This window comes from Undibacterium sp. Ji83W, assembly GCF_049340385.1.
In the GTDB taxonomy this organism is placed as follows: Bacteria; Pseudomonadota; Gammaproteobacteria; order Burkholderiales; family Burkholderiaceae_D; genus Undibacterium.
Genome location: NZ_JBMPOZ010000001.1, coordinates 654,204 through 672,396, shown reverse-complemented (window position 1 = coordinate 672,396; position 18,193 = coordinate 654,204). Strand labels below are relative to the sequence as shown.

Genomic DNA, 18,193 nt, shown 5'->3' with positions numbered 1-18,193 from the left:
TGGGAGGTTTTGTTTTTCTTGTGTTTTTGGCCTTGGCTTATTTTACCAAGGTGCGTAGGTCATAACCCACTTCAAGGCGCTTGAGGGACAAATAACCCGCAAGCGCCTTGTTTATTGCGGTGACAAATAAAGTACGAACGGGGGACAAAATCTCCGCGAGCTTACAGCCTTGCGCATACTGGATGCGGCAAGTATCAAGACATTTTTCGCCTATAGTGGTATCAATGATGCAGGTGACAGGGAAAAAACTGGCTCGCCACGCCAATTGTACAAGGGCTGGCTGGGTGTGCTTGAACCACAGGCAGAAGACGCCGGTTACCTGACTGCACGCGCGCTGATACAGCGTGGCAAGGCCGAAAAAATGTTCAGTGCTGATGGCAAATTGCACATGCTGGCAATTGCCGGGGACAGGTCCACCGCTACCTCCTACAAGCGTAACGAGGGCATGCGCAAGGCAGTGGCAGAAGCAAACGTGGTATTGGACCAGGTTGTCTATGGTGACTGGAATCGTGCCAAGGCACAGGAACAGAGTGTCTGGCTGTATCAGCGCTATCCCCAGACCAGGCTGATCTGGGCCGGGAATGATTTGATGAGCTTTGGCGCAATTGAAAGCTGGCGTGTCCGTGGCGGCAAGCCTGGGCGAGATGCTCATTTCAGCGCCATCAATACCTCGGCAGAAGCTTTTACTGCGCTGGAGTCAGGCAGCCTCACGGCCCTGGCTGGTGGTCATTTCATTACTGGCGCGTTTGGTCTGGTGATGTTGTATGACTATCATCATGGCAAGGACTTTGCCGATGAAGGTCTGGAGCAAAACAGGTCCATGTTCATTTTATTTACGCCAGAAGAGGCCAGGCGTTTTCAGCAATTATTTGGGGCGCAGAATTTTGATAAGGTGGATTTTAAAAGATTCAGCAAATTCCTTAACCCTGCCATCAAGAAATATGATTTCAGTTTCCGCCAATTATTGATCCAGTCTGACCCGCGCAAATGAGTAATCAAGCCTTGCAACCGATAGCCAATTTGTTGATACGCCGTGTCTTCAAATGGGTCATCCTGTGCGTGGTCTGTATCAGCAGTTTGCAAGCCTGGCTCAACTACCGGGCAATAGAAGAAAATTTCAATATGACTGTGGATGATGTGGCCCATGCCCATCTTCCTTTGTTGTCGGTCGCTATCTGGGATATAGAACCGCAAACCATACAAAAGCAGATCGCCTTAATCCTTAAAAATAAAACAATCTCCTACGTCGCCATCAAGGCCAGTACCGGGCAACAGTTTACCGGCGGCGATGTCAATCGCCTGGAAAACGGTCAGCACATGCGGTTTGACATACCGGCACCTGCAGATGCCAGCAAGTCTGTTGGCACGGCAGAATTTGTGGTTGATAAAACCAGTCTGCGCAAGGAATTATTACGCAGCTTTATTATCGTCATTATTGAAGTCATTATCCTGTCGATTTTTATCTTTGTAGCGGTAGTGGCGATATTGCGGCACGACCTTGAGAAACCCATGCGTCAACTGGCTGATTTTGTCAAAAACCTGCAAGCCAATCAGCTGGCCACCAAGCTGGAATTAAAACGCAAACCGGAAAACGGTTATAACGAGATTGACCTGGTCGTAGATGGTTTCCGTACCATGCAGGACAGCCTGCAAAAACATATTGCCAATCAGGATGCGCTGGTGGCTGAGCGAACCAGCCAGCTCGAAGCCGCCATGAAAACGCTGAAGCAATTGTCGATTACCGATGGCCTGACCAATTGCTATAACCGCCTGCTATTCAATGAACGCATGCCGGCAGAAATACAAAGGGCCATACGTTATCAGCGTCACTTGGCACTGGTGTTTTGCGACATTGATTTATTCAAGAAAATCAATGATGAATATGGCCATGCCGTAGGGGACAATGTACTCATCGCCTTTACCCAATGCCTGGTGGATGAATTGCGGGCGGACGTGGACTGGATAGTTCGTTATGGTGGGGAAGAATTTATCATGGTCTTGCCAGAGACCAGCCTGATCGCGGCACTGGAAGTGGCAGAAAGAATACGCCATAAAGTGGAGCATGATCTTGTCATTCGTCTGTCAGATGGCCGCATATTGCACATTACTGCCAGCTTTGGTGTAGCACAACTGCAGGCCGCAGACAGTATGGAAAGCATGGTGCAGAGGGCTGATGAATGGCTATACAAAGCCAAATCCCAGGGCCGCAACCAGGTGTACCCCAAGGCAGCGCCAGTTATTCATTTGGCGCCTTGATTTGCCGCAGACTGCCGCGGGCTTGCCTGACCAGGGTATTCGTCAGCCGTGCCAGTCGTGGCGTCTGCACTTTCCAGTGATGCCAGTACAGAGCGACATCTACAGGATGATCAGGCATCAGCCTGACCAGTTTGTCCTGATCCAGATTTTCCAGCATGACATCAGGAATCACGCCCCAGCCCAGCCCTAGTAAAATCGACTGGTTATACGGTGTCGTTGCCGGCACATAGTGGGTGGGGTAAGCATGTTCCTGCAGTCCAAAATGTTCGAGCAAAATCTGTGCTTGCAATTTGTCTTTGCGATTAAAGGTCAGTACCGGTGCTGACCTTGCTGCCTCGCGTGTCATCCCTTGCGGAAACCAGCGCAGGCAATATGCTTTGCTGGCGACAGGATGGTAACGCATGAAACCCAGCGGCACAGCCTGGCAACCACGCATGGCATTTTGTTCTGCAGAGAGGCAGCCAAGGACCATGCCGCTTTCCAGTAAATCATGGGTGTGATCCTGATCATCGATCAACACTTCAAGCAGGATATTTTCAGCAATCAAAAATTCTGCCAGGGCAGGCAGTAACCAGCTATCAAGACTATCGGCATTGACCCCGAGTGCAATGCTGATGGCGGCACTTTGCTGACCAGCAAACTCACTTTGTAAATCCTGTTCCAGTTCTGCCACCCGGCGCAAGTGTTGCACCAGTTTTTGCCCGGCTGCTGTGGCACGGCAGGGGCGGCTGCGTACCAGCAGGGTATTGCCCAGTTCCATTTCCAATGCCTTGATACGTTGGGAAATGGCCGAGCTGGTCAGGTTCAGGGCCTGGGCAGCTTGTTCCAGGCTGCCATGGTCAATGACACTCAGGAAGGCTTCGCATTGGCGGCTGTCTAGTCTTGTTTGCATATTTCTATCGATATGTTAATGAGTTTGCGTTGTTTTGAGTAAAGACCTCTCAACACAGAGAAAGGAAAGACTTCTTGCAAGAAGTCTTCGTTACGCAGGCGAGTGGCATGCCACTCGAATTCCCTGCTGCACCACAGAGACACAGAGGAGGAAAGAGTTTTTAATCATCGCTCCACTAGCGAGCAGCATATTGTTCGAATTTCTTGTTGCGCTTCAAAGAATTTAAAAGAACTAAATCCATTAATTAAGAAATTTTAATGAATTCGTAAATATTTTAAATTTACTTCATATTAAACCTTTTTCTCCTCACAATCACTACATCGACAAACGGGAGACTGATGATGTTGGCTTTTATACTCAAGGGCATGGGCATGAGCGCGGGTTTGATCATGGCTATCGGATCGCAAAATGCGCATGTCTTGCGCATGGGTTTGCGCAAGCAGCATGTGGGTTTGACAGTAATGATCTGTATCGTTTGTGAAATGCTGCTGATACTGGCAGGTGTCGCGGGCATCGGGAGCATGATCAATAGCCAGCCAGTCTTGCTGATGATAGCTCGTTGGGGCGGGGCGGCGTTTTTGATCTGGTATGGGCTGCGGTCTCTGCGGGCTGCAGCCAGTCAGCAAGTCCTGGTGGCTGAAGCCGGAGCGTTGAATCTGACGGCGGGCAAGGCAGCCCTGGCAGTGCTGGGAGCGACTTTGCTCAATCCCCACACTTATCTTGATACGGTCGTGTTGCTGGGTGCCATAGGCGGGCAGCAACCTGGTGATGGCAAATACTGGTTTGCCGTAGGGGCCGTCTTGAATGCGACGATCTGGTTTGCCGCCCTGGGCTTTGGTGCCCGCCTGCTTGCCCCATGGTTTGCCAAGCCCATAGCCTGGCGGGTGCTGGATAGCCTCGTGGGTACAGTGATGCTGATGCTTGCACTTAATTTAATGCTGGGTTGATCTGGCAATTTGTTGAAAAGCCCGAATTGTGATAACTTCGGCACATGAAAAAATCCTGGCGTTTATTGATTGCTTGCCTGTTACTGGTACTGCTGCCCCTGCAGGGCTTTGCTGTCGCCAGTAAATTGGGCTGCGCCATGGATATGCCTGTCCAGGCTGGCATCTCTGTTGCCAGTAGCAATGAACATTGCCAGCCAGCTGCCAAGGCAATTGGCGCTAGCACCGGAGCTGTGAAAGGCAAGGTCGGCGATCATTGCAAGTCTTCTTCACCCTGTTGTATGGGCATCGCCCTGATGCCTGCTCTCTCAATTTCTACATTGGTACCTGCGCACGATGATGCTCAGGTGCTGCCTGTCTTGCTGCCAGCATCCGTGCCTGCGCGCATGCTGGAACGCCCTCCCAGGAATTTTTTGTCTAAATAATCGCTTGGTTGGCTACGTTTTGTAGGTTGGGTTAGCTCGTAGGTTGGGCTACGGTTTACCAGCCCAACACTCGGCGGTCACACAACGTATACGTTTGTTGAGGCACAGTGTTGGGCTGATACCCCGTAGCCTAGCGAGGCCGGCCCAACCTACGACAATCACACGCATCCCCAAATTTGGCAGAAACACATTTCTTACCGCGAGGACTTCATGTCGCATATTCATTACCGATATCTGTTGCCAGCATTGCTGGTAATGACTGGCTGTGCCAGTTTCGATATCGACCAGAGTACCCAAAAAATCAATCAACAATATCCGGCTTATACGCAAGGAAATCTGGCGCTGGCCAGCACCTCTGCGCAACAAAAAGACATGCAGACACGGGCGGCAAGCCTGCTGCGTGAGGCGCTATCGCAAGATGCCGCCATACAAATTGCCTTGCTCAATAGCCCAGCGCTGCAAGCCATGCTGGCGCAACACCAGGCAGATGGGGCGGATACTGAACAAGAAGCACGTATCCAAAACCCTCTCTTTAACTTTGAACGTAGCCGTCAATCCGGTGAGCTTGAAATTGCCCGCATGCTGAGCTTCGGCCTGCTGGATTTGCTCAGCCTGCCCCAAAGACAAACCATGGTGCAGCATGGCCTGGCGCAAGCGCAGACTCAGCTAAGCCTGGATGTCATTGATCGTGTCAGCCAGGTGCGCGTGGCCTGGGTCAAGGCAGTTGCGGCGCAGCAGGGTCTGGAATATGCCAGACAGGTTGGTGAAGCCGCCGACGCCAGCGCCATACTGGCAGAGCGTATGCTCAAGGCGGGTAATTTCAATACCCTGCAGGCAGCGCGCCAGCAAGCTTTCAAGGCCGATGCATTGGCACAGTTGAGTTTTGCCCGTCATAACAGTCTGGCTACCCGCGAAGAACTGGTGCGTTTGCTGGGCTTGAATGACGAACAGGAAAAAAACCTCAAACTACCAGAGCGCCTGCCAGATTTGCCTGCAACGCCAATGCCAGCAGAAAAGATAGGCCCGCAAGCGACCAAAGACCGTCTCGATATACAACTGGCAAAACAGGAACTGGATGCGGCGGCAGCACGGCAGGGATTGAACCTGGTCAGCAGTTTTGCTGATATTGAACTTGGTATCAGGCGAGATACCAACTTCGATGCTGCGGGACATAGCGAAATCAAACGTGGTTTTGAAGTCAGCATCAGGTTGCCAATATTCGATTGGGGTGACGCACAAAGAACTGCCATGAATGCGAAGACTCTGGCAGCCAGTTATCGTCTGCAAGATACGGTGAATAATGCAGGCTCGCATCTGCGCGTCAGTTATTCTGCCTATCGCAGCATGTACGATATCGCCAGGCAATACCGTGACGAAATCCTGCCTCTGCGCAAACGCATTTCTGCAGAAAACCAGTTGCGCTACAACGGCATGTTCATCAGCGTGTTTGAATTGCTTGCTGACAGCCGCGAGCAAATCAACAGCGTGCTGGCAGCCATCAATGCAGAGCAACAATTCTGGCTGGCAGATGCTGCCTTGCAGGCTGAGCTCTTGGGTCGTCCATCAGCAAGTAATCTGAATCCCGTCAAATCAACTGCCACGGCAGAAGCAGCGCATTGATCACAAGATCTGCGAAGGAAATAACATGAGTACAAGAAGAGATTTTTTTAAATTTGCAAGCATCGCTGGCGGTGCCCTGGCAGCCAGCAGTGTCAGCAAAGTCGCACTGGCAGCCTTGCCAGAAGCCGTGACACAAAACAGCCCTGACACCATGCCGCCACTGCAGCCCAAGAATGGCCGACCCTACAATCCGGTAGTGACCCTGAATGGCTGGACCCTGCCATGGCGCATGAATAATGGTGTCAAGGAATTCCATCTGGTCGCTGAGCCGGTAGTGCGGGAAATGGCTCCCGGCATGAAAGCGCATCTGTGGGGTTATAACGGCCAAAGCCCGGGGCCGACGATAGAGGTGGTGGAGGGGGACAGGGTACGTATCTTCGTCACCAACCGCTTGCCAGAACACACCAGCATTCACTGGCACGGTCAGCGCCTGCCGAATGGCATGGATGGTGTGTCTGGCCTGACCCAGCCATCGATACAGCCAGGCAAGACCTTTGTCTACGAATTTGTGGCACGTCGCCCGGGTACCTTCATGTATCACCCGCATGCTGATGAGATGGTGCAAATGGCGATGGGCATGATGGGTTCATGGATTACCCATCCAAAAAATAAACATCCGCAGATTGATGAAGTCGACCGGGATTTTATTTTTTTACTCAGTGCTTATGACATAGAACCCGGTGCCTACAAGCCCAACATCATGACCATGACAGACTTTAATTTATGGTCGTGGAATAGCCGCATTTTTCCTGGCATTGATACCCTGAATGTACGCAAGAATGACAGGGTCAGGATACGCGTAGGTAACCTGACGATGACCAATCATCCTATCCACATTCATGGTCATGAATTCACGGTGACAGGCACTGATGGCGGCCCGGTACCAAGAACCGCACGCTGGCCTGAGGTAACGACGGACATTGCCGTGGGCCAGATGCGCCAGGTAGAATTTGTCGCCGATGAAGAAGGCGACTGGTCCTTCCATTGCCACAAGAGTCATCACACCATGAATGCCATGGGCCATAACGTGCCATCCATGATAGGTGTTGATCATAAGGATGTCGCTAACAAGATCAACAAGCTCATTCCTGCCTACATGACCATGGGTGACAAGGGCATGGCTGACATGGGGACCATGGAAATGCCCTTGCCCGACAACACTATCCCCATGATGACAGGCGAGGGGCCATTTGGCGGGCTGGAAATGGGCGGTATGTTCAGCGTTGTCAAAGTGCGCAAAGACCAGAAGCCGGGTGATTATAAAGATCCCGGCTGGTTCCAGCATCCCAAGGGCACGGTGGCATATGAATATGGCGGGCCGGTGGCAGATGCACCACGCCAGCCTGCTGATGCACATGCCGGTATGAAGCATGGCTCACATGCCATGCCCGAAGTTGAAGTGCAGGTGCGCAAGCCACAAGGTCATAGCGGGCATTAAGCTTAAAAAAGATGGGGAATCATTAAATCTGATTCCCCCAATTCTTAATACAGAAAATTTCTTATTTAGCTGTAATGGTCACAGGCATATTCACTGTTGCCGTCCTGCCAGTATTGTCAGTTGCGGTGATCTTCAAGCTGTAGTTGCCAGTCACAGGGCTGTTCCAGCTGGTTGTGATATTCGTGCCACTCATGGCAAAGTTCAAGCCCAGTGGTGCACCGCTGATGGAAATGGATAGCGACGTTGCGCCAGGCGCCGTGATACTGATAGTGCCTGTCAAGGCCTTGCCTGCCACACCCGTCATGGCAGGAGCATTGATGCTCAGGCCAGATGCCACGATGCTGATGTTGAATACCGCCTGACCACTCAAACCTGTCTTGCTGTCTTTTGCGATGGCGGTAACGATATACTTGCCAACTAGCGGGCTGGCCCAGGTGACGGTGCCAGTCTGGCTGATGCTCATGCCGGATGGTGCACCGCTGAGGCTATAACTCAAGACATTGCTGGAGGTCGCATTTACATTAAAAGATAAAGCGCTGCCGACTACGCCATTAATGGTGCTGGCAGTCACTACCGGCGGCACAGGCGCTGTAATCGTCACAGTGTATGTGCCCTTGCCACTCAGGCCCGTTACCGCATCCAGCGCAGTCACAATCACTGTATATGTGCCTGTAACAGGCGTGGCCCAGGTGATGATGCCAGCGCTGCTGATAGTCATGCCTGAGGGATTACCGCTCAGGCTGTAGGTCAGTGCATTGCTTGCCGTTGCCGACACCGTAAAGCTCAGTGTGGTGCCAGTCTGGCCAGTGATGCTGGCAGAGGTCACCGTCGGCGCTGGTGTTACGATTGTGCCGCTGAGTGCGCTGAGCAAATTACTGACATTCGGAGTACCCAAGCCAGTCAACTGATCATGACCGACCTTGGCTGTACAACTGGCGCAACTGCCATTGCTGCCTTTGGCTACGTCAGCAAATGCACTGGCGTAGCTGCCAGGCACGCTGGCGATTTTGTTGTACAGCACGGTGTGTGGTGCACCCAATACAGCTTTGCCCGCTTGTACCAGCGTCGCATTGGCGACGGCGATGATGCCTGCCCATTGTGGTGTAGCGAGGCTGGTGCCACCGGCACTGACCCAGTTCACTGTGCTGCTGCCGGGTGTCATGATCGCTACATACTGACCCGTATTCGGGTCAGAATTCATGGATACATCAGCCACCGTCCTGCGGGCAGGTGCGCCCATACCAGGCACGGCCGTATTTTGATATGCGGGTGTGGCGGTATAAGCACTGACGCCACCACCAGTATTTGACCAAGCCACTTCAGTCCTGCTGCCGCCAGAATAAGTCAGGCTGGTGCCACCAACTGCTACTACATTAGGTGATACTGCTGGCCATTCCACTTCAGGTCCTGAGTCGCCGGAGGCAGCAAGATAAGTCATTTTGGCCGTCGTGAATGTGTTCTCTACACCAGCAGTCCAGCTCCCTTCCGTTGAGCCAAAACTCATCGATACCACACCAGGCCCCATGGCATTGGCCAGCCTGATGCCGCCCACCATATTGCTCATGGATGCATCTGCAGTTTCGATCAGGATGATGCGGGCCAATGGCGCGCTTGCATGCGCCCACTGCACATCAAGTGCAATTTCCGTCGCCCAGCCAGAATCATAGGCCGGTGCACTACTGCTCATGCCACCAGCACTGGTGCTATACACCACAGAGAATTCACAGACGCTGGTAGATGCAGTTGCTAAAGGCAAGACGGTGCTGGAAGCGATACTTTTTACCGTGCATGCAGGCAGGCCAAATTTTTGATTGAAGGCATTCAGTTCTGCCACGATATTGGGATCATGTCTGGCATTGACGATGTAAATTGTCTGCCCCGCACCCAGTAATGCGGCTTGTGCTGCTGTCAAATTATTCATGCTGGCAGGCAGTGTTGGCAAGCCATAAGCAGCACGTATCTGTGCCGGAGTATAAGTGGATACCACGCCCGTTCCTGCCGATGGCAGCACATCAATCTGGCCCGCTGCAATGGGGGGCGGTGTCAACTGTGGACGTGGTAGTGAGCGTATTGCCGACACTGTCAAACCACGGCCACGCACGCCTTGCCACTCACGCGGTATGGCTTGCATGGCGACAGGCATGCGGGCTGATCTGTTGCTATCCGTAGCATCAATATCAGCAGGCGCATCAAGCAGAAGCGGTGCGAGGTGAAATGTAGCTTGCGTGTTTTGAATTGCTACGTCAGGAGGAAGAACCGGAACCGTGACTTCAAGTGTAGTCACGCCAGTGGCGACTTCTGCTGGCGGCAACGCAACGACAGAATTGCTGACCTGGGGGCTGTCACCACCGCAGGCTGTCATGACGCTTGCGGTGAGGAAAAAGCTTAGCCACATAAGCGACTTTAGCTGTCTGGAATATGTTCTTTTTGTATTGATCACGTGTGCGCTCCGATATCAGCAGAGGGCGGTGATTCGGCAGCAAATGCAATGCCCTGGCGATCAAACGCTTTGGCAATATCATCACTGGCAACCCCGCTGCCATGGCGCGTATGCGCTGTAGGCCGGTGGCTTTGCGTCGCCGTCTTTCAACGGGTTTGCCCTCAAGTTTTGGAAATTAAAAATTACAGTTTTAGGGTATGAAGATTTCGATCCAAAAGGAAGCAGAAAAATGTCAAGGATTGTTGAAATCGTGCAGCTATAACAAGCTTGGATTTCGCTTTGATAATAGAAAATGAAGATTGTTGTTTTACTGGCTTTTGAATGAGGCAAAAGTGTTAATTTGTAAAATCATTTCCCATACTATTTTTGCCATGGCAGCATCTGCGAGCTTTTGGCTGATGACCTTTTTAAATTGAAAACAATAAAATACTTATGAAACTTTCTCCACGCATCTCCCGCGCCGGAATTCTGATTTGCCTGGCACTTACTTGCGCAAGTTCACAGGCTGCAAAAATCAGCCTGGATGATTGCGATCTGATCACCGCAAAACCTTTACGTGCCGATTTCAAGGACTGGCTGACAAGGAACCGCAAACTGGCTGCTGAGGGCGATGTTGAAGCACAAACTTATGTCGCCGCAGAAGCGAATAACCGCCTCGCATGTCTGGAAGAAAAAATTACTGAAAAATCAGGATGGTCAGTGACAATGACAAGTGGCGATGGCACGAGTGAAACCACATCCAATCCGGGTATTCAAAATATCAAGAAAAATGCAGACGCCTATGCGGCCTTGAAAGATGCTGTCAAATATACCCATCAGGCAGGTGCGAACGACCCTGCCTACCGTGGCATGTCAGCGCAACTGGTGCTGCGCTATCAAACTGTCTTGCCAGAAGCACTGGAACCTGCCTATGAAGATGTGGCAGGTGCCAATCAGCTGGAATGTGTACTCAAGCGCAAATTTGGCAATCGGAATGCGCAGTATGCCTGCACATCACACAGAACCACGCTAGCGCAATTGACAGCTAAAGTATCAGCAGAACGTCGTGCTGTACTTGATCAGAAAGCACAGCAATGGGCTGCGGATTTCCCGGTTAAATAAGTTGCCACAAGACACACTTGCATATGGCCCTTGTTTATTTTGTGTTGGCTAACGTACAGACCTGAGGTGCTTGCAGAAGTAAATTGACCAAGGAGGTCAACAGATATGCTTTACAAACGTTGTAGTACTGTAAGCGCTGTATTGCTTCTTTGGTTAACGTAATAGAAATGGAGTACGCAATGATAAACATGACATGTAAAAGAGTATTGCTGGCGACTGCTGCCTGCGCAACGCTCTTCATGACGGCACAGACGCAGGCGCAGGATGTGGGTGTGTCTTTGCAATTCGGGCAGCCGGGATTTTATGGTCATGTCGACATTGGTAATTTCCCACAACCACAAGTGATTTATCGTGAGCCTCGCATAGTGCAAAGGGTGAATGTTGTTCAGCAACCCATGTATCTGGTCGTGCCTCCAGGCCACAGAAATAAATGGGAAAAGAACTGCTATCGCTACAACGCTTGTAATCGCCCAGTATATTTTGTTCAGGAGAGTTGGTATAACACCCAGGTAGTGCCACGCTATCGCGATGGTTATTACCGTGATCACGATTACAGACATGATGCTTATCGACGTGAAGATTACAGGCGTGATGACTATCGTAGGGATGAAAGGTGGGATGACAGACGCGGCGACAGACGTAATGATGAGCATGACCGCCATGGACATGAGCGCGGCAGGGAACATCCTGAGCATTGATTGCTTACCCGCCCTGGCTAATGGCTAATGGCTAACGGCTAACGGATATTAACAAGGGCTGCATTGCAGCCCTTGTTTTATTGTGCTCCTGCACTCGCCATCTTGTCTTTCCAGGCCTGAATTGCCATTGACCAGAAAGCGGGAATATCAGCGACTGGTGATGGCAAGCTCAGCCCCAGGAATTGTGCTGCCGGTACCAGAGCTTCATGCAGTACATCATTGTCACCACGGTCAAAAGCCAGCGCCCCGGTTTGCTTGGATAATTTCTCACCATCTGCATTGCTCACTACCGGCACATGCAGATAATGCGGCGTGGGCAAGTCCAGCAATTCTTGCAGATAGATTTGCCGTGCGGTGGAATCTATCAAATCAGCACCGCGCACCACATGGGTGATGCCTTGCGCGGCATCATCGACCACTACCGCCAACTGATAGGCCCAAAAACCGTCAGCGCGCTTCAAGACAAAGTCCCCAACCTCAGTCGCCAGGTTTTGTTGCTGCATGCCTGCCAGCCTGTCTTCAAAAGTATAGATTTGATCTGGCACGCGCAAGCGCCAGGCGCGGGCAATTTTGCCTGCTGCCAGGCCAGGGCGGCAAGTGCCCGGGTAAATCTGGCTGGCAGTTTCACCCAGACGCAGGCGCGAATCAGAGATTTCCTTGCGTGAACATGCGCAGGGATAGAGATTGTCGCCTAAAGCTTGCAAGGCAGCTTCATACAGATGCTGGCGCTTGCTTTGCCAGGTGATGTCACCATCCCACAGCATGCCGCAGCGTTGCAGCGAGTTGATGATGTGCTGGTCTGCTCCTTTGACATTGCGGTCAAAATCCAGGTCTTCCATGCGCAATAGCCATAGCCCGTCATGGGCTTTGGCATCAAGATAGCTGGCCATGGCAGCGACCAGCGAACCCATGTGCAAGGGGCCAGTCGGTGAGGGGGCGAAACGTCCTATGTATTTTTGCGTCATCTGTTTTGTTGGCATGGATGTCATTCAATTACCTATCAACATGCGTTGCACGACAGGGTCTTGCAACTTTTGTAAAAACCACAGCAAAGCCTTGCCCTTGTTGGCATTGCGCCAGACCAGGCGGTTATCTTCTGGCGGGCGGTGGGCGCTGGTCTTCTTTTCTATCAAAGCACCGCTACGCAAATGGGGCAATGCCAGGCGGCGCGGCAAATGGCCACAACCCAGGCCTGCCAGTTGTGCTGCCAGCTTGGCATGCATGGTGGGCACGGTCATGGTGTCCTGACCGCTCAGCAAGCCTGCCGTCATCGATGGCAGGGTCAGGCCAGTATCACCTATGGCGATCGCCCTGTGGGCCTGCAAAATCGCCGGTGTCAGCGGTTCTGCTGCCTGCGCCAGCGGGTGTTGTGGTGCCACGGCAAACACCCATTCCACACTGCCCAGCAAGCGGGTCTGGAATTCACCCTGCATGCGTATGGCATCCGGCCCGTAATAGGCAGCACCTATGGCCAGGTCCGCCCGGCCAGATACCATGGTTTCCCATACACCCGATAAAATCTCCTGGCTGATGCGGATGCGCGTGCCGCACGCTTGTTGTTCAAATTCCTTGATCAAGGGAATGATATCGTCGAATTGTATGATGCCGTCAATGACGATGCGCAGCTCCGCTTCCCAGCCACTGGCAGCGCGTTTGACGCGGTTTTCCAATTCCTGTGCGGCATTCAGCAAATGCCTGCCTTGTAGCAATAACTCCTCTCCCGCAATGGTCAGTTTGGCCCTGTGGCCACGTCTGTCATATAGCAGCACATCCAGGTCTTCTTCCAGCTTGCGTATGCTGTAGGTGATGGCGGAGGGCACTTTATCCAGGGCCGCTGCAGCCGCCGCAAAGCTGCCCTTGCGGTCTATGGCATCGAGGATTTGCAGGGCTTCAAGAGTCAGGTTCATGCTTGTTCAAATAATTTGAATGAGTTGTATGAAATTCTACCCTTATGTCAAAGAATTTGCATGTATATAGTGTGTACATCGCCTGAACACATTCTTCAGGAAATTTGAAAGGGACTTATATGATTACGCTCAGACCATCACAAGAACGCGGCCACGCCGAGCACGGCTGGCTGAAATCACATCACAGTTTTTCATTTGCAGAATATTACGATCCAGAGCATATGGGTTTTGGGCCCTTGCGTGTGATTAATGATGACTGGATTGCTCCTGCCATGGGTTTTGGTACGCATCCGCACCAGAACATGGAGATTATTACTTATGTGCTCGAAGGTGCGATTGCGCACAAAGACAGCATGGGTAATGGCAGTACGATACGTCCAGGCAATGTGCAGTATATGAGTGCAGGTACTGGTGTGCGTCATTCGGAATTCAATCCGGCCAATACCGAACACACACGTTTGCTGCAAATCTGGATACAGCCAGACCAACTGGGTGGTGAGCCTTTGTACGGCGAAAAAGAATTCAGCCGTGAAGAAAAACAGGGGCGCTTGCGTCTGGTAGTTTCTGGTGATGGTGCCGAGGGCTCCATCAAAATTCGCCAGAACGCACGTCTGCAAATTGGTTTGTTTGATGCAGAACAAAAGCAGGAATTGCCGCTGGCAAAGGATCGCCTGACTTATGTCCACATAGCACGTGGTGAATTGCAGGTAAATGGCATGTCCCTCAAAGAGGGCGATGCCGTGATGATGTCAGCCGAAGAAAAACTCGTGCTGGAGCAGGGAAAACAGGCAGAAGTACTGGTATTTGATCTGCCGCATTAAGCTGGAAGACAGGCAAATCACTGATGCAAAAACGCCTCAGTGATTTGTCTTTTTGCGTAAAAACTCAATATTCACACTGGAGTAAAACATGTCTAAAGTCGCGATTATTTATCATTCAGGTTATGGCCATACCACCAAGGCCGCAGAAGCAGTACACGCAGGTGCAGCGGCAGCAGGAGCCGACGCTGAACTCATCAAGATTGACGCCGAAGGCAATATCACCGACGCACAATGGGAAACCCTGGCCGCCGCTGATGCTATCGTCTTTGGTTCCCCAACTTACATGGGATCGGTGTCCTGGCAATTCAAAAAATTCGCCGATGCTTCTTCCAAGCCCTGGTATAGCCAGGTCTGGAAAGACAAGATCGCCGCAGGCTTCACCAATTCTGCCTCCATGAATGGCGACAAATTATCGACCCTGCATTACCTGTTCACACTGTCACAACAGCACTCCATGATCTGGGTAGGCACTGGCTTGATGCCAGCTAATAGCAAGGCAGCGCAACGCAATGACATCAACTACATCGCCAGCTTCAGCGGCCTGATGACACAATCCCCATCCGACTCTTCACCAGAAGAAGGCCCGTTGCCAGGTGACCTGGAAACGGCGAAATTGTTTGGTAAGCGTATTGCGGAAGTGGCTACGAAGTTTAAGTAAGTTGAGTTAGTGTTGAAGTAAAAAGACCCGCCGGATTGATGGGCGGGTTTTTTGTTATGCCCATATGAGTACGCTCATCAATCAAAATTGAGAAATATGAATACAGGTCGAATTGACGTTGGTGTTGTTTTTGACTTTGCAGTTCCCATGTGTCGACGCCGTTTGTGCGGTACAGAAAATGGATTAAGAAGGACCGCTGTTTGAGCGAAGCGAGTTTCGGGCCTTCCCATTTTTTGTACTGCACAAACGGGGACCCCCTTCAGGGGGCGACGACGCCTGGGTCGCCTTCTTTTGCATTCTTTTCTTGGCGAGACAAGAAAAGAATGTAGCTGTCGGGCTACCCCCGACTTGCAATCGTAAATGATGAACGCACGTGTTTAAAATCCAGGCATTAAAACACAAAAATTCTGAAATTAATGAAGCTAACAGGATGCCAAGAACGCCGCTGGATTCCTGCCAAAAGCACGCAGGAATGACGGCCTTGGGGAGTGGTAATTCAATCAATATCGATATAGCGAAAGCAAAACGATTTACTACCCATCAATTGCAGACATCTCTGGAATCATTATTTGTGTTGGTAAATTTTTATAGTTTCTCCTTCAAAAACTGCAATAAGCGTGGTGCCAGATATCCAGAATCTGTCCCCGGAATTCTGATAGACTCAGAAGCCCAATAATGCCCCGCATTCTTCAACACGACTGAATGCACAGAAAACCCCGCCTGCTTCAAGGCGTGCATAAAAGCAATCGACTGCCCTTCAGGATCAACAAATTTGTCCTTCGCTCCCCAGCTCAACAGGAACTGCGTTTGATTATTATCTCGCGTCACATAAGATAACGGTGATGCCTCAAAATAGATTTTGCGGTTATCGATCAAGCTGCTACCAAGAAAACCCTGGGCAATATTATTGTCAGGGTAGTAGCGGTTCGAATGTTCCCACTTTGCAGTCAGATCATAACTGCCATAAATTCCTATGCAGACCTTGACCCTGGTAGTGGGCTGCATGCCATCCGAGAACGGTGGCTGATCACCAGCCAGTGCGACTATGGTAGCAAGCTGTGCTCCGGCAGAATCGCCCATCAAGCCTATACGTTCAGGATCCAGCTGGTAAGTCGCCGCCTGCTGCCGCAAGAATTGCACGGCGGCGCGCACATCATGTACTGCTGCCGGATAGAGGTTGGTTTTATCTTTGACCAGACGATAATTAATGGCAAATACGGCATAGCCATTTTTTGCCAGATATGGCCCCCAGTGCTTATACAGGCTGGCATCAGCAAAACGCCAGTCGCCACCGTGTACTGCAATCAGCACGGGATATTTTCCATCTCCCTTGGGGCGGTATAAGTCACCGGTCAACACTTCATCACCAGTACCTTGATAGATTATTCCGTGTTGAATTTCATAGCCTGCATCTGGCATGTCCGCATGTGCAGAAGCTGCTGCCAACATACTCAGCGTGATACAGTTTATCAAGCGATATAAAAAGGATGTGAGTCTAAATAGATTGCTTGGCTGGCTAAAAATTTTCATTTCATAATTCCCGTGACATCAAGATTTTTACATAGAGATATCCAAGTATGCCGCGTCAGCAAGGAGAGATGCAGATAGTGTGACCAAGCTTGAGTCTGCCGTGACGAATTGCATGAAATCGAAAGTGAGTGCGCATAAAAAAACCGCCTGAAGATTCAGGCGGTGTGGCAGTTTAAGTTCAGCTCACGCAGACTTATTTGCACTCACCTTCAGCTACCATGTACGCCAGTTCCCAGCCATGACCATCAATATCATGGAAACCGTGCCCATACATGAAACCATGGTCTACTGGTTCTTTAGGCACTGTGGCACCCGCAGCTCTTGCCTTGGCAACCAGGCTATCGACATGCTCGCGACTGTCGCAAGACAGGCAGTTCAACACTTCAGTACGTTCACGTGCATCGCTGATCGGTTTGTTGGTGAAGCCGGCAAAAAATTCTTCCACCAGTAGCATGACGAACAGGTTTTCGCCCATTACCATACAGGCACCCTGGTCATTGGTGAACTTGGGTTCAAAACTATAACCTAGGCTGCTCCAGAATTCTTTTGAACGGGGCAGGTCCTTGACAGACAGATTTACAAAAATTTGCTTATGCATTTTGTCTTCCTTAATTTGTTGTACTAGTGTGATCAGGCTCAGCGAGTCATGCCCTCAAGCTGTTTGTTTGCATTCAGCTTCAGGTACCCATGCACAGCAATTCCAGCCATGGCCATCAAGATCATAAAAACCCTGCGCATACATGAAGCCATGGTCTTCCGCTTCGTCAGGGATGGTGGCACCTGCTGCCCTGGCTTTTGCGATGAGGGTATCGACATGTTCGCGGCTGTCACACGAGACTGCATGCAAAACTTCTACACGCTCATGCGCATCGCAGACGGGTTTGTGGGCGAAGCTGGCAAACAGTTCTTCTACCAGCAGCATGACCAGGATGCTTTCACCGAAGATGATGCAGGCGGCGTTGTCACTGGCGAATTTGGGATCAAAGCTGTAGCCCAGGCTGCTCCAGAATTCCTTGGCGCGGGCCAGGTCTTTGACAGGCAGGTTGACAAAGATTTGCTTGTGCATGTCGTTCCCCTTTAATTTGTTACTGCCGTTGGCAAGTCCAGGGCGCGCACCGGGCGTACTTCTATGCTGCCATGCTGGGCTGGCGGGATTTTTGAAGCCAGTTGTATGGCTTCATTCAAATCCCTGGCGTCGATAAGATAAAAGCCTGCCAACATTTCCTTGGTTTCGGCAAATGGGCCATCGGTGACTGACAATTGTCCGTTCCTTACCCTGACGGTAGTAGCGGTGTGTACAGGGTGCAGGGGCTCGGCTGCCAGCATGTGACCGCTGTCCAGCAAGCCCTGGGCATACGTGGCACATTTTTCATCCGGGCAGGCATTCCAGTGCTCATTGTCGAGATACACCAGGCATAGGTATTTCATAAGGGCTCCAGCGAGAATGGAATAGCGTTGATCGG

18 protein-coding genes and 1 riboswitch are annotated in these 18,193 nt (G+C 51.2%); of the genes, 10 read left to right on the top strand and 8 right to left on the bottom strand.

What is annotated here, in order from left to right; translation table 11 throughout:
• The first annotated feature begins 169 nt into the window (after positions 1–169).
• Both ACO0LD_RS03070 and ACO0LD_RS03065 read left to right on the top strand, forming a co-directional pair.
• A complete protein-coding gene (locus ACO0LD_RS03070) occupies positions 170–991 on the top strand; it encodes an ABC transporter substrate-binding protein (RefSeq protein WP_423003589.1) in 822 nt (273 codons plus the stop codon).
• Positions 988–2,256, top strand: a complete 1,269-nt coding sequence (locus ACO0LD_RS03065; RefSeq protein ID WP_423003587.1) for a GGDEF domain-containing protein — start codon at positions 988–990, stop codon at positions 2,254–2,256. The genes ACO0LD_RS03070 and ACO0LD_RS03065 overlap by 4 nt, the downstream gene beginning before the upstream one ends.
• Here ACO0LD_RS03065 and argP read toward each other — a convergent pair.
• Positions 2,237–3,148: an HTH-type transcriptional regulator ArgP gene (argP, locus tag ACO0LD_RS03060; protein WP_423003585.1), complete on the bottom strand. Its 912-nt coding sequence runs from the start codon at positions 3,146–3,148 to the stop codon at positions 2,237–2,239. The genes ACO0LD_RS03065 and argP overlap by 20 nt on opposite strands.
• Before the next feature lie 338 nt (positions 3,149–3,486).
• Here argP and ACO0LD_RS03055 point away from each other — a divergent pair, with 338 nt between their 5' ends.
• The 4 genes from ACO0LD_RS03055 (at position 3,487) to ACO0LD_RS03040 (ending at position 7,575) form a co-directional block, all read left to right on the top strand.
• Positions 3,487–4,095 (top strand): LysE/ArgO family amino acid transporter, encoded by a 609-nt coding sequence (locus ACO0LD_RS03055; protein ID WP_423003583.1) that lies wholly within the window; start codon positions 3,487–3,489, stop codon positions 4,093–4,095.
• A gap of 44 nt (positions 4,096–4,139) precedes the next feature.
• The gene (locus ACO0LD_RS03050; RefSeq protein ID WP_423003581.1) at positions 4,140–4,517 is read left to right on the top strand and encodes a hypothetical protein; all 378 of its coding nucleotides are present in this window, start codon (positions 4,140–4,142) and stop codon (positions 4,515–4,517) included.
• Positions 4,518–4,727: 210 nt separating this feature from the next.
• Positions 4,728–6,137, top strand: a complete 1,410-nt coding sequence (locus tag ACO0LD_RS03045; RefSeq protein ID WP_423003579.1) for a TolC family protein — start codon at positions 4,728–4,730, stop codon at positions 6,135–6,137.
• A 25-nt stretch (positions 6,138–6,162) separates the two neighbouring features.
• On the top strand, positions 6,163–7,575 hold the full coding sequence (locus ACO0LD_RS03040) for a multicopper oxidase domain-containing protein (protein WP_423003577.1): 1,413 nt from the start codon (positions 6,163–6,165) through the stop codon (positions 7,573–7,575).
• 61 nt (positions 7,576–7,636) lie between these two features.
• On the opposite strand, the gene ACO0LD_RS03035 is transcribed toward ACO0LD_RS03040, so the two are convergent.
• Complete coding sequence (locus tag ACO0LD_RS03035; protein ID WP_423003575.1) at positions 7,637–9,970, bottom strand: putative Ig domain-containing protein; 2,334 nt, start codon at positions 9,968–9,970, stop codon at positions 7,637–7,639.
• 128 nt (positions 9,971–10,098) lie between these two features.
• Positions 10,099–10,185: riboswitch (cyclic di-GMP riboswitch) on the bottom strand.
• Between the two features lie 262 nt (positions 10,186–10,447).
• Here ACO0LD_RS03035 and ACO0LD_RS03030 point away from each other — a divergent pair.
• Positions 10,448–11,116: a hypothetical protein gene (locus ACO0LD_RS03030; RefSeq protein WP_423003573.1), complete on the top strand. Its 669-nt coding sequence runs from the start codon at positions 10,448–10,450 to the stop codon at positions 11,114–11,116.
• Between the two features lie 188 nt (positions 11,117–11,304).
• Positions 11,305–11,814: a hypothetical protein gene (locus ACO0LD_RS03025; protein WP_423003571.1), complete on the top strand. Its 510-nt coding sequence runs from the start codon at positions 11,305–11,307 to the stop codon at positions 11,812–11,814.
• Positions 11,815–11,891: 77 nt separating this feature from the next.
• Here ACO0LD_RS03025 and gluQRS read toward each other — a convergent pair whose 3' ends face one another.
• Positions 11,892–12,794, bottom strand: coding sequence for a tRNA glutamyl-Q(34) synthetase GluQRS (gene gluQRS / locus ACO0LD_RS03020; protein ID WP_423004078.1), 903 nt, complete (start codon positions 12,792–12,794; stop codon positions 11,892–11,894).
• A 9-nt stretch (positions 12,795–12,803) separates the two neighbouring features.
• On the bottom strand, positions 12,804–13,721 hold the full coding sequence (locus ACO0LD_RS03015; RefSeq protein WP_422953049.1) for a LysR family transcriptional regulator: 918 nt from the start codon (positions 13,719–13,721) through the stop codon (positions 12,804–12,806).
• A gap of 119 nt (positions 13,722–13,840) precedes the next feature.
• Here ACO0LD_RS03015 and ACO0LD_RS03010 point away from each other — a divergent pair, with 119 nt between their 5' ends.
• Both ACO0LD_RS03010 and ACO0LD_RS03005 read left to right on the top strand, forming a co-directional pair.
• Positions 13,841–14,542 carry a pirin family protein gene (locus ACO0LD_RS03010; RefSeq protein WP_423003569.1) on the top strand — a complete coding sequence of 234 codons (702 nt, stop codon included), beginning with the start codon at positions 13,841–13,843 and terminating at the stop codon, positions 14,540–14,542.
• Between the two features lie 88 nt (positions 14,543–14,630).
• Entirely contained in the window at positions 14,631–15,200 is a 570-nt protein-coding gene (locus tag ACO0LD_RS03005; RefSeq protein WP_423003567.1) for an NAD(P)H-dependent oxidoreductase, read from the top strand.
• Positions 15,201–15,785: 585 nt separating this feature from the next.
• On the opposite strand, the gene ACO0LD_RS03000 is transcribed toward ACO0LD_RS03005, so the two are convergent.
• The 4 genes from ACO0LD_RS03000 to ACO0LD_RS02985 form a co-directional block, all read right to left on the bottom strand.
• Positions 15,786–16,649 (bottom strand): alpha/beta hydrolase fold domain-containing protein, encoded by an 864-nt coding sequence (locus ACO0LD_RS03000; RefSeq protein ID WP_423003565.1) that lies wholly within the window; start codon positions 16,647–16,649, stop codon positions 15,786–15,788.
• Positions 16,650–16,923: 274 nt separating this feature from the next.
• Positions 16,924–17,328 carry a VOC family protein gene (locus ACO0LD_RS02995; protein WP_423003563.1) on the bottom strand — a complete coding sequence of 135 codons (405 nt, stop codon included), beginning with the start codon at positions 17,326–17,328 and terminating at the stop codon, positions 16,924–16,926.
• Between the two features lie 54 nt (positions 17,329–17,382).
• Positions 17,383–17,796: a VOC family protein gene (locus ACO0LD_RS02990; RefSeq protein WP_423003561.1), complete on the bottom strand. Its 414-nt coding sequence runs from the start codon at positions 17,794–17,796 to the stop codon at positions 17,383–17,385.
• Between the two features lie 11 nt (positions 17,797–17,807).
• Positions 17,808–18,158, bottom strand: coding sequence for a YciI family protein (locus ACO0LD_RS02985; protein WP_423003559.1), 351 nt, complete (start codon positions 18,156–18,158; stop codon positions 17,808–17,810).
• Positions 18,159–18,193 lie beyond the last annotated feature (35 nt).

Excerpts from the sequence above, each read along its gene's own strand:
- ACO0LD_RS03065 (WP_423003587.1), top strand. The coding sequence starts at position 988 with ATGAGTAATCAAGCCTTGCAACCGATAGCCAATTTGTTGATACGCCGT.
- argP (WP_423003585.1), bottom strand. The coding sequence starts at position 3,148 with ATGCAAACAAGACTAGACAGCCGCCAATGCGAAGCCTTCCTGAGTGTC.
- ACO0LD_RS03055 (WP_423003583.1), top strand. The coding sequence starts at position 3,487 with ATGATGTTGGCTTTTATACTCAAGGGCATGGGCATGAGCGCGGGTTTG.
- ACO0LD_RS03050 (WP_423003581.1), top strand. The coding sequence starts at position 4,140 with ATGAAAAAATCCTGGCGTTTATTGATTGCTTGCCTGTTACTGGTACTG.
- ACO0LD_RS03045 (WP_423003579.1), top strand. The coding sequence starts at position 4,728 with ATGTCGCATATTCATTACCGATATCTGTTGCCAGCATTGCTGGTAATG.
- ACO0LD_RS03040 (WP_423003577.1), top strand. The coding sequence starts at position 6,163 with ATGAGTACAAGAAGAGATTTTTTTAAATTTGCAAGCATCGCTGGCGGT.
- ACO0LD_RS03035 (WP_423003575.1), bottom strand. The coding sequence starts at position 9,970 with ATGTGGCTAAGCTTTTTCCTCACCGCAAGCGTCATGACAGCCTGCGGT.
- ACO0LD_RS03030 (WP_423003573.1), top strand. The coding sequence starts at position 10,448 with ATGAAACTTTCTCCACGCATCTCCCGCGCCGGAATTCTGATTTGCCTG.
- ACO0LD_RS03025 (WP_423003571.1), top strand. The coding sequence starts at position 11,305 with ATGACATGTAAAAGAGTATTGCTGGCGACTGCTGCCTGCGCAACGCTC.
- gluQRS (WP_423004078.1), bottom strand. The coding sequence starts at position 12,794 with ATGCCAACAAAACAGATGACGCAAAAATACATAGGACGTTTCGCCCCC.
- ACO0LD_RS03015 (WP_422953049.1), bottom strand. The coding sequence starts at position 13,721 with ATGAACCTGACTCTTGAAGCCCTGCAAATCCTCGATGCCATAGACCGC.
- ACO0LD_RS03010 (WP_423003569.1), top strand. The coding sequence starts at position 13,841 with ATGATTACGCTCAGACCATCACAAGAACGCGGCCACGCCGAGCACGGC.
- ACO0LD_RS03005 (WP_423003567.1), top strand. The coding sequence starts at position 14,631 with ATGTCTAAAGTCGCGATTATTTATCATTCAGGTTATGGCCATACCACC.
- ACO0LD_RS03000 (WP_423003565.1), bottom strand. The coding sequence starts at position 16,649 with ATGTTGGCAGCAGCTTCTGCACATGCGGACATGCCAGATGCAGGCTAT.
- ACO0LD_RS02995 (WP_423003563.1), bottom strand. The coding sequence starts at position 17,328 with ATGCATAAGCAAATTTTTGTAAATCTGTCTGTCAAGGACCTGCCCCGT.
- ACO0LD_RS02990 (WP_423003561.1), bottom strand. The coding sequence starts at position 17,796 with ATGCACAAGCAAATCTTTGTCAACCTGCCTGTCAAAGACCTGGCCCGC.
- ACO0LD_RS02985 (WP_423003559.1), bottom strand. The coding sequence starts at position 18,158 with ATGAAATACCTATGCCTGGTGTATCTCGACAATGAGCACTGGAATGCC.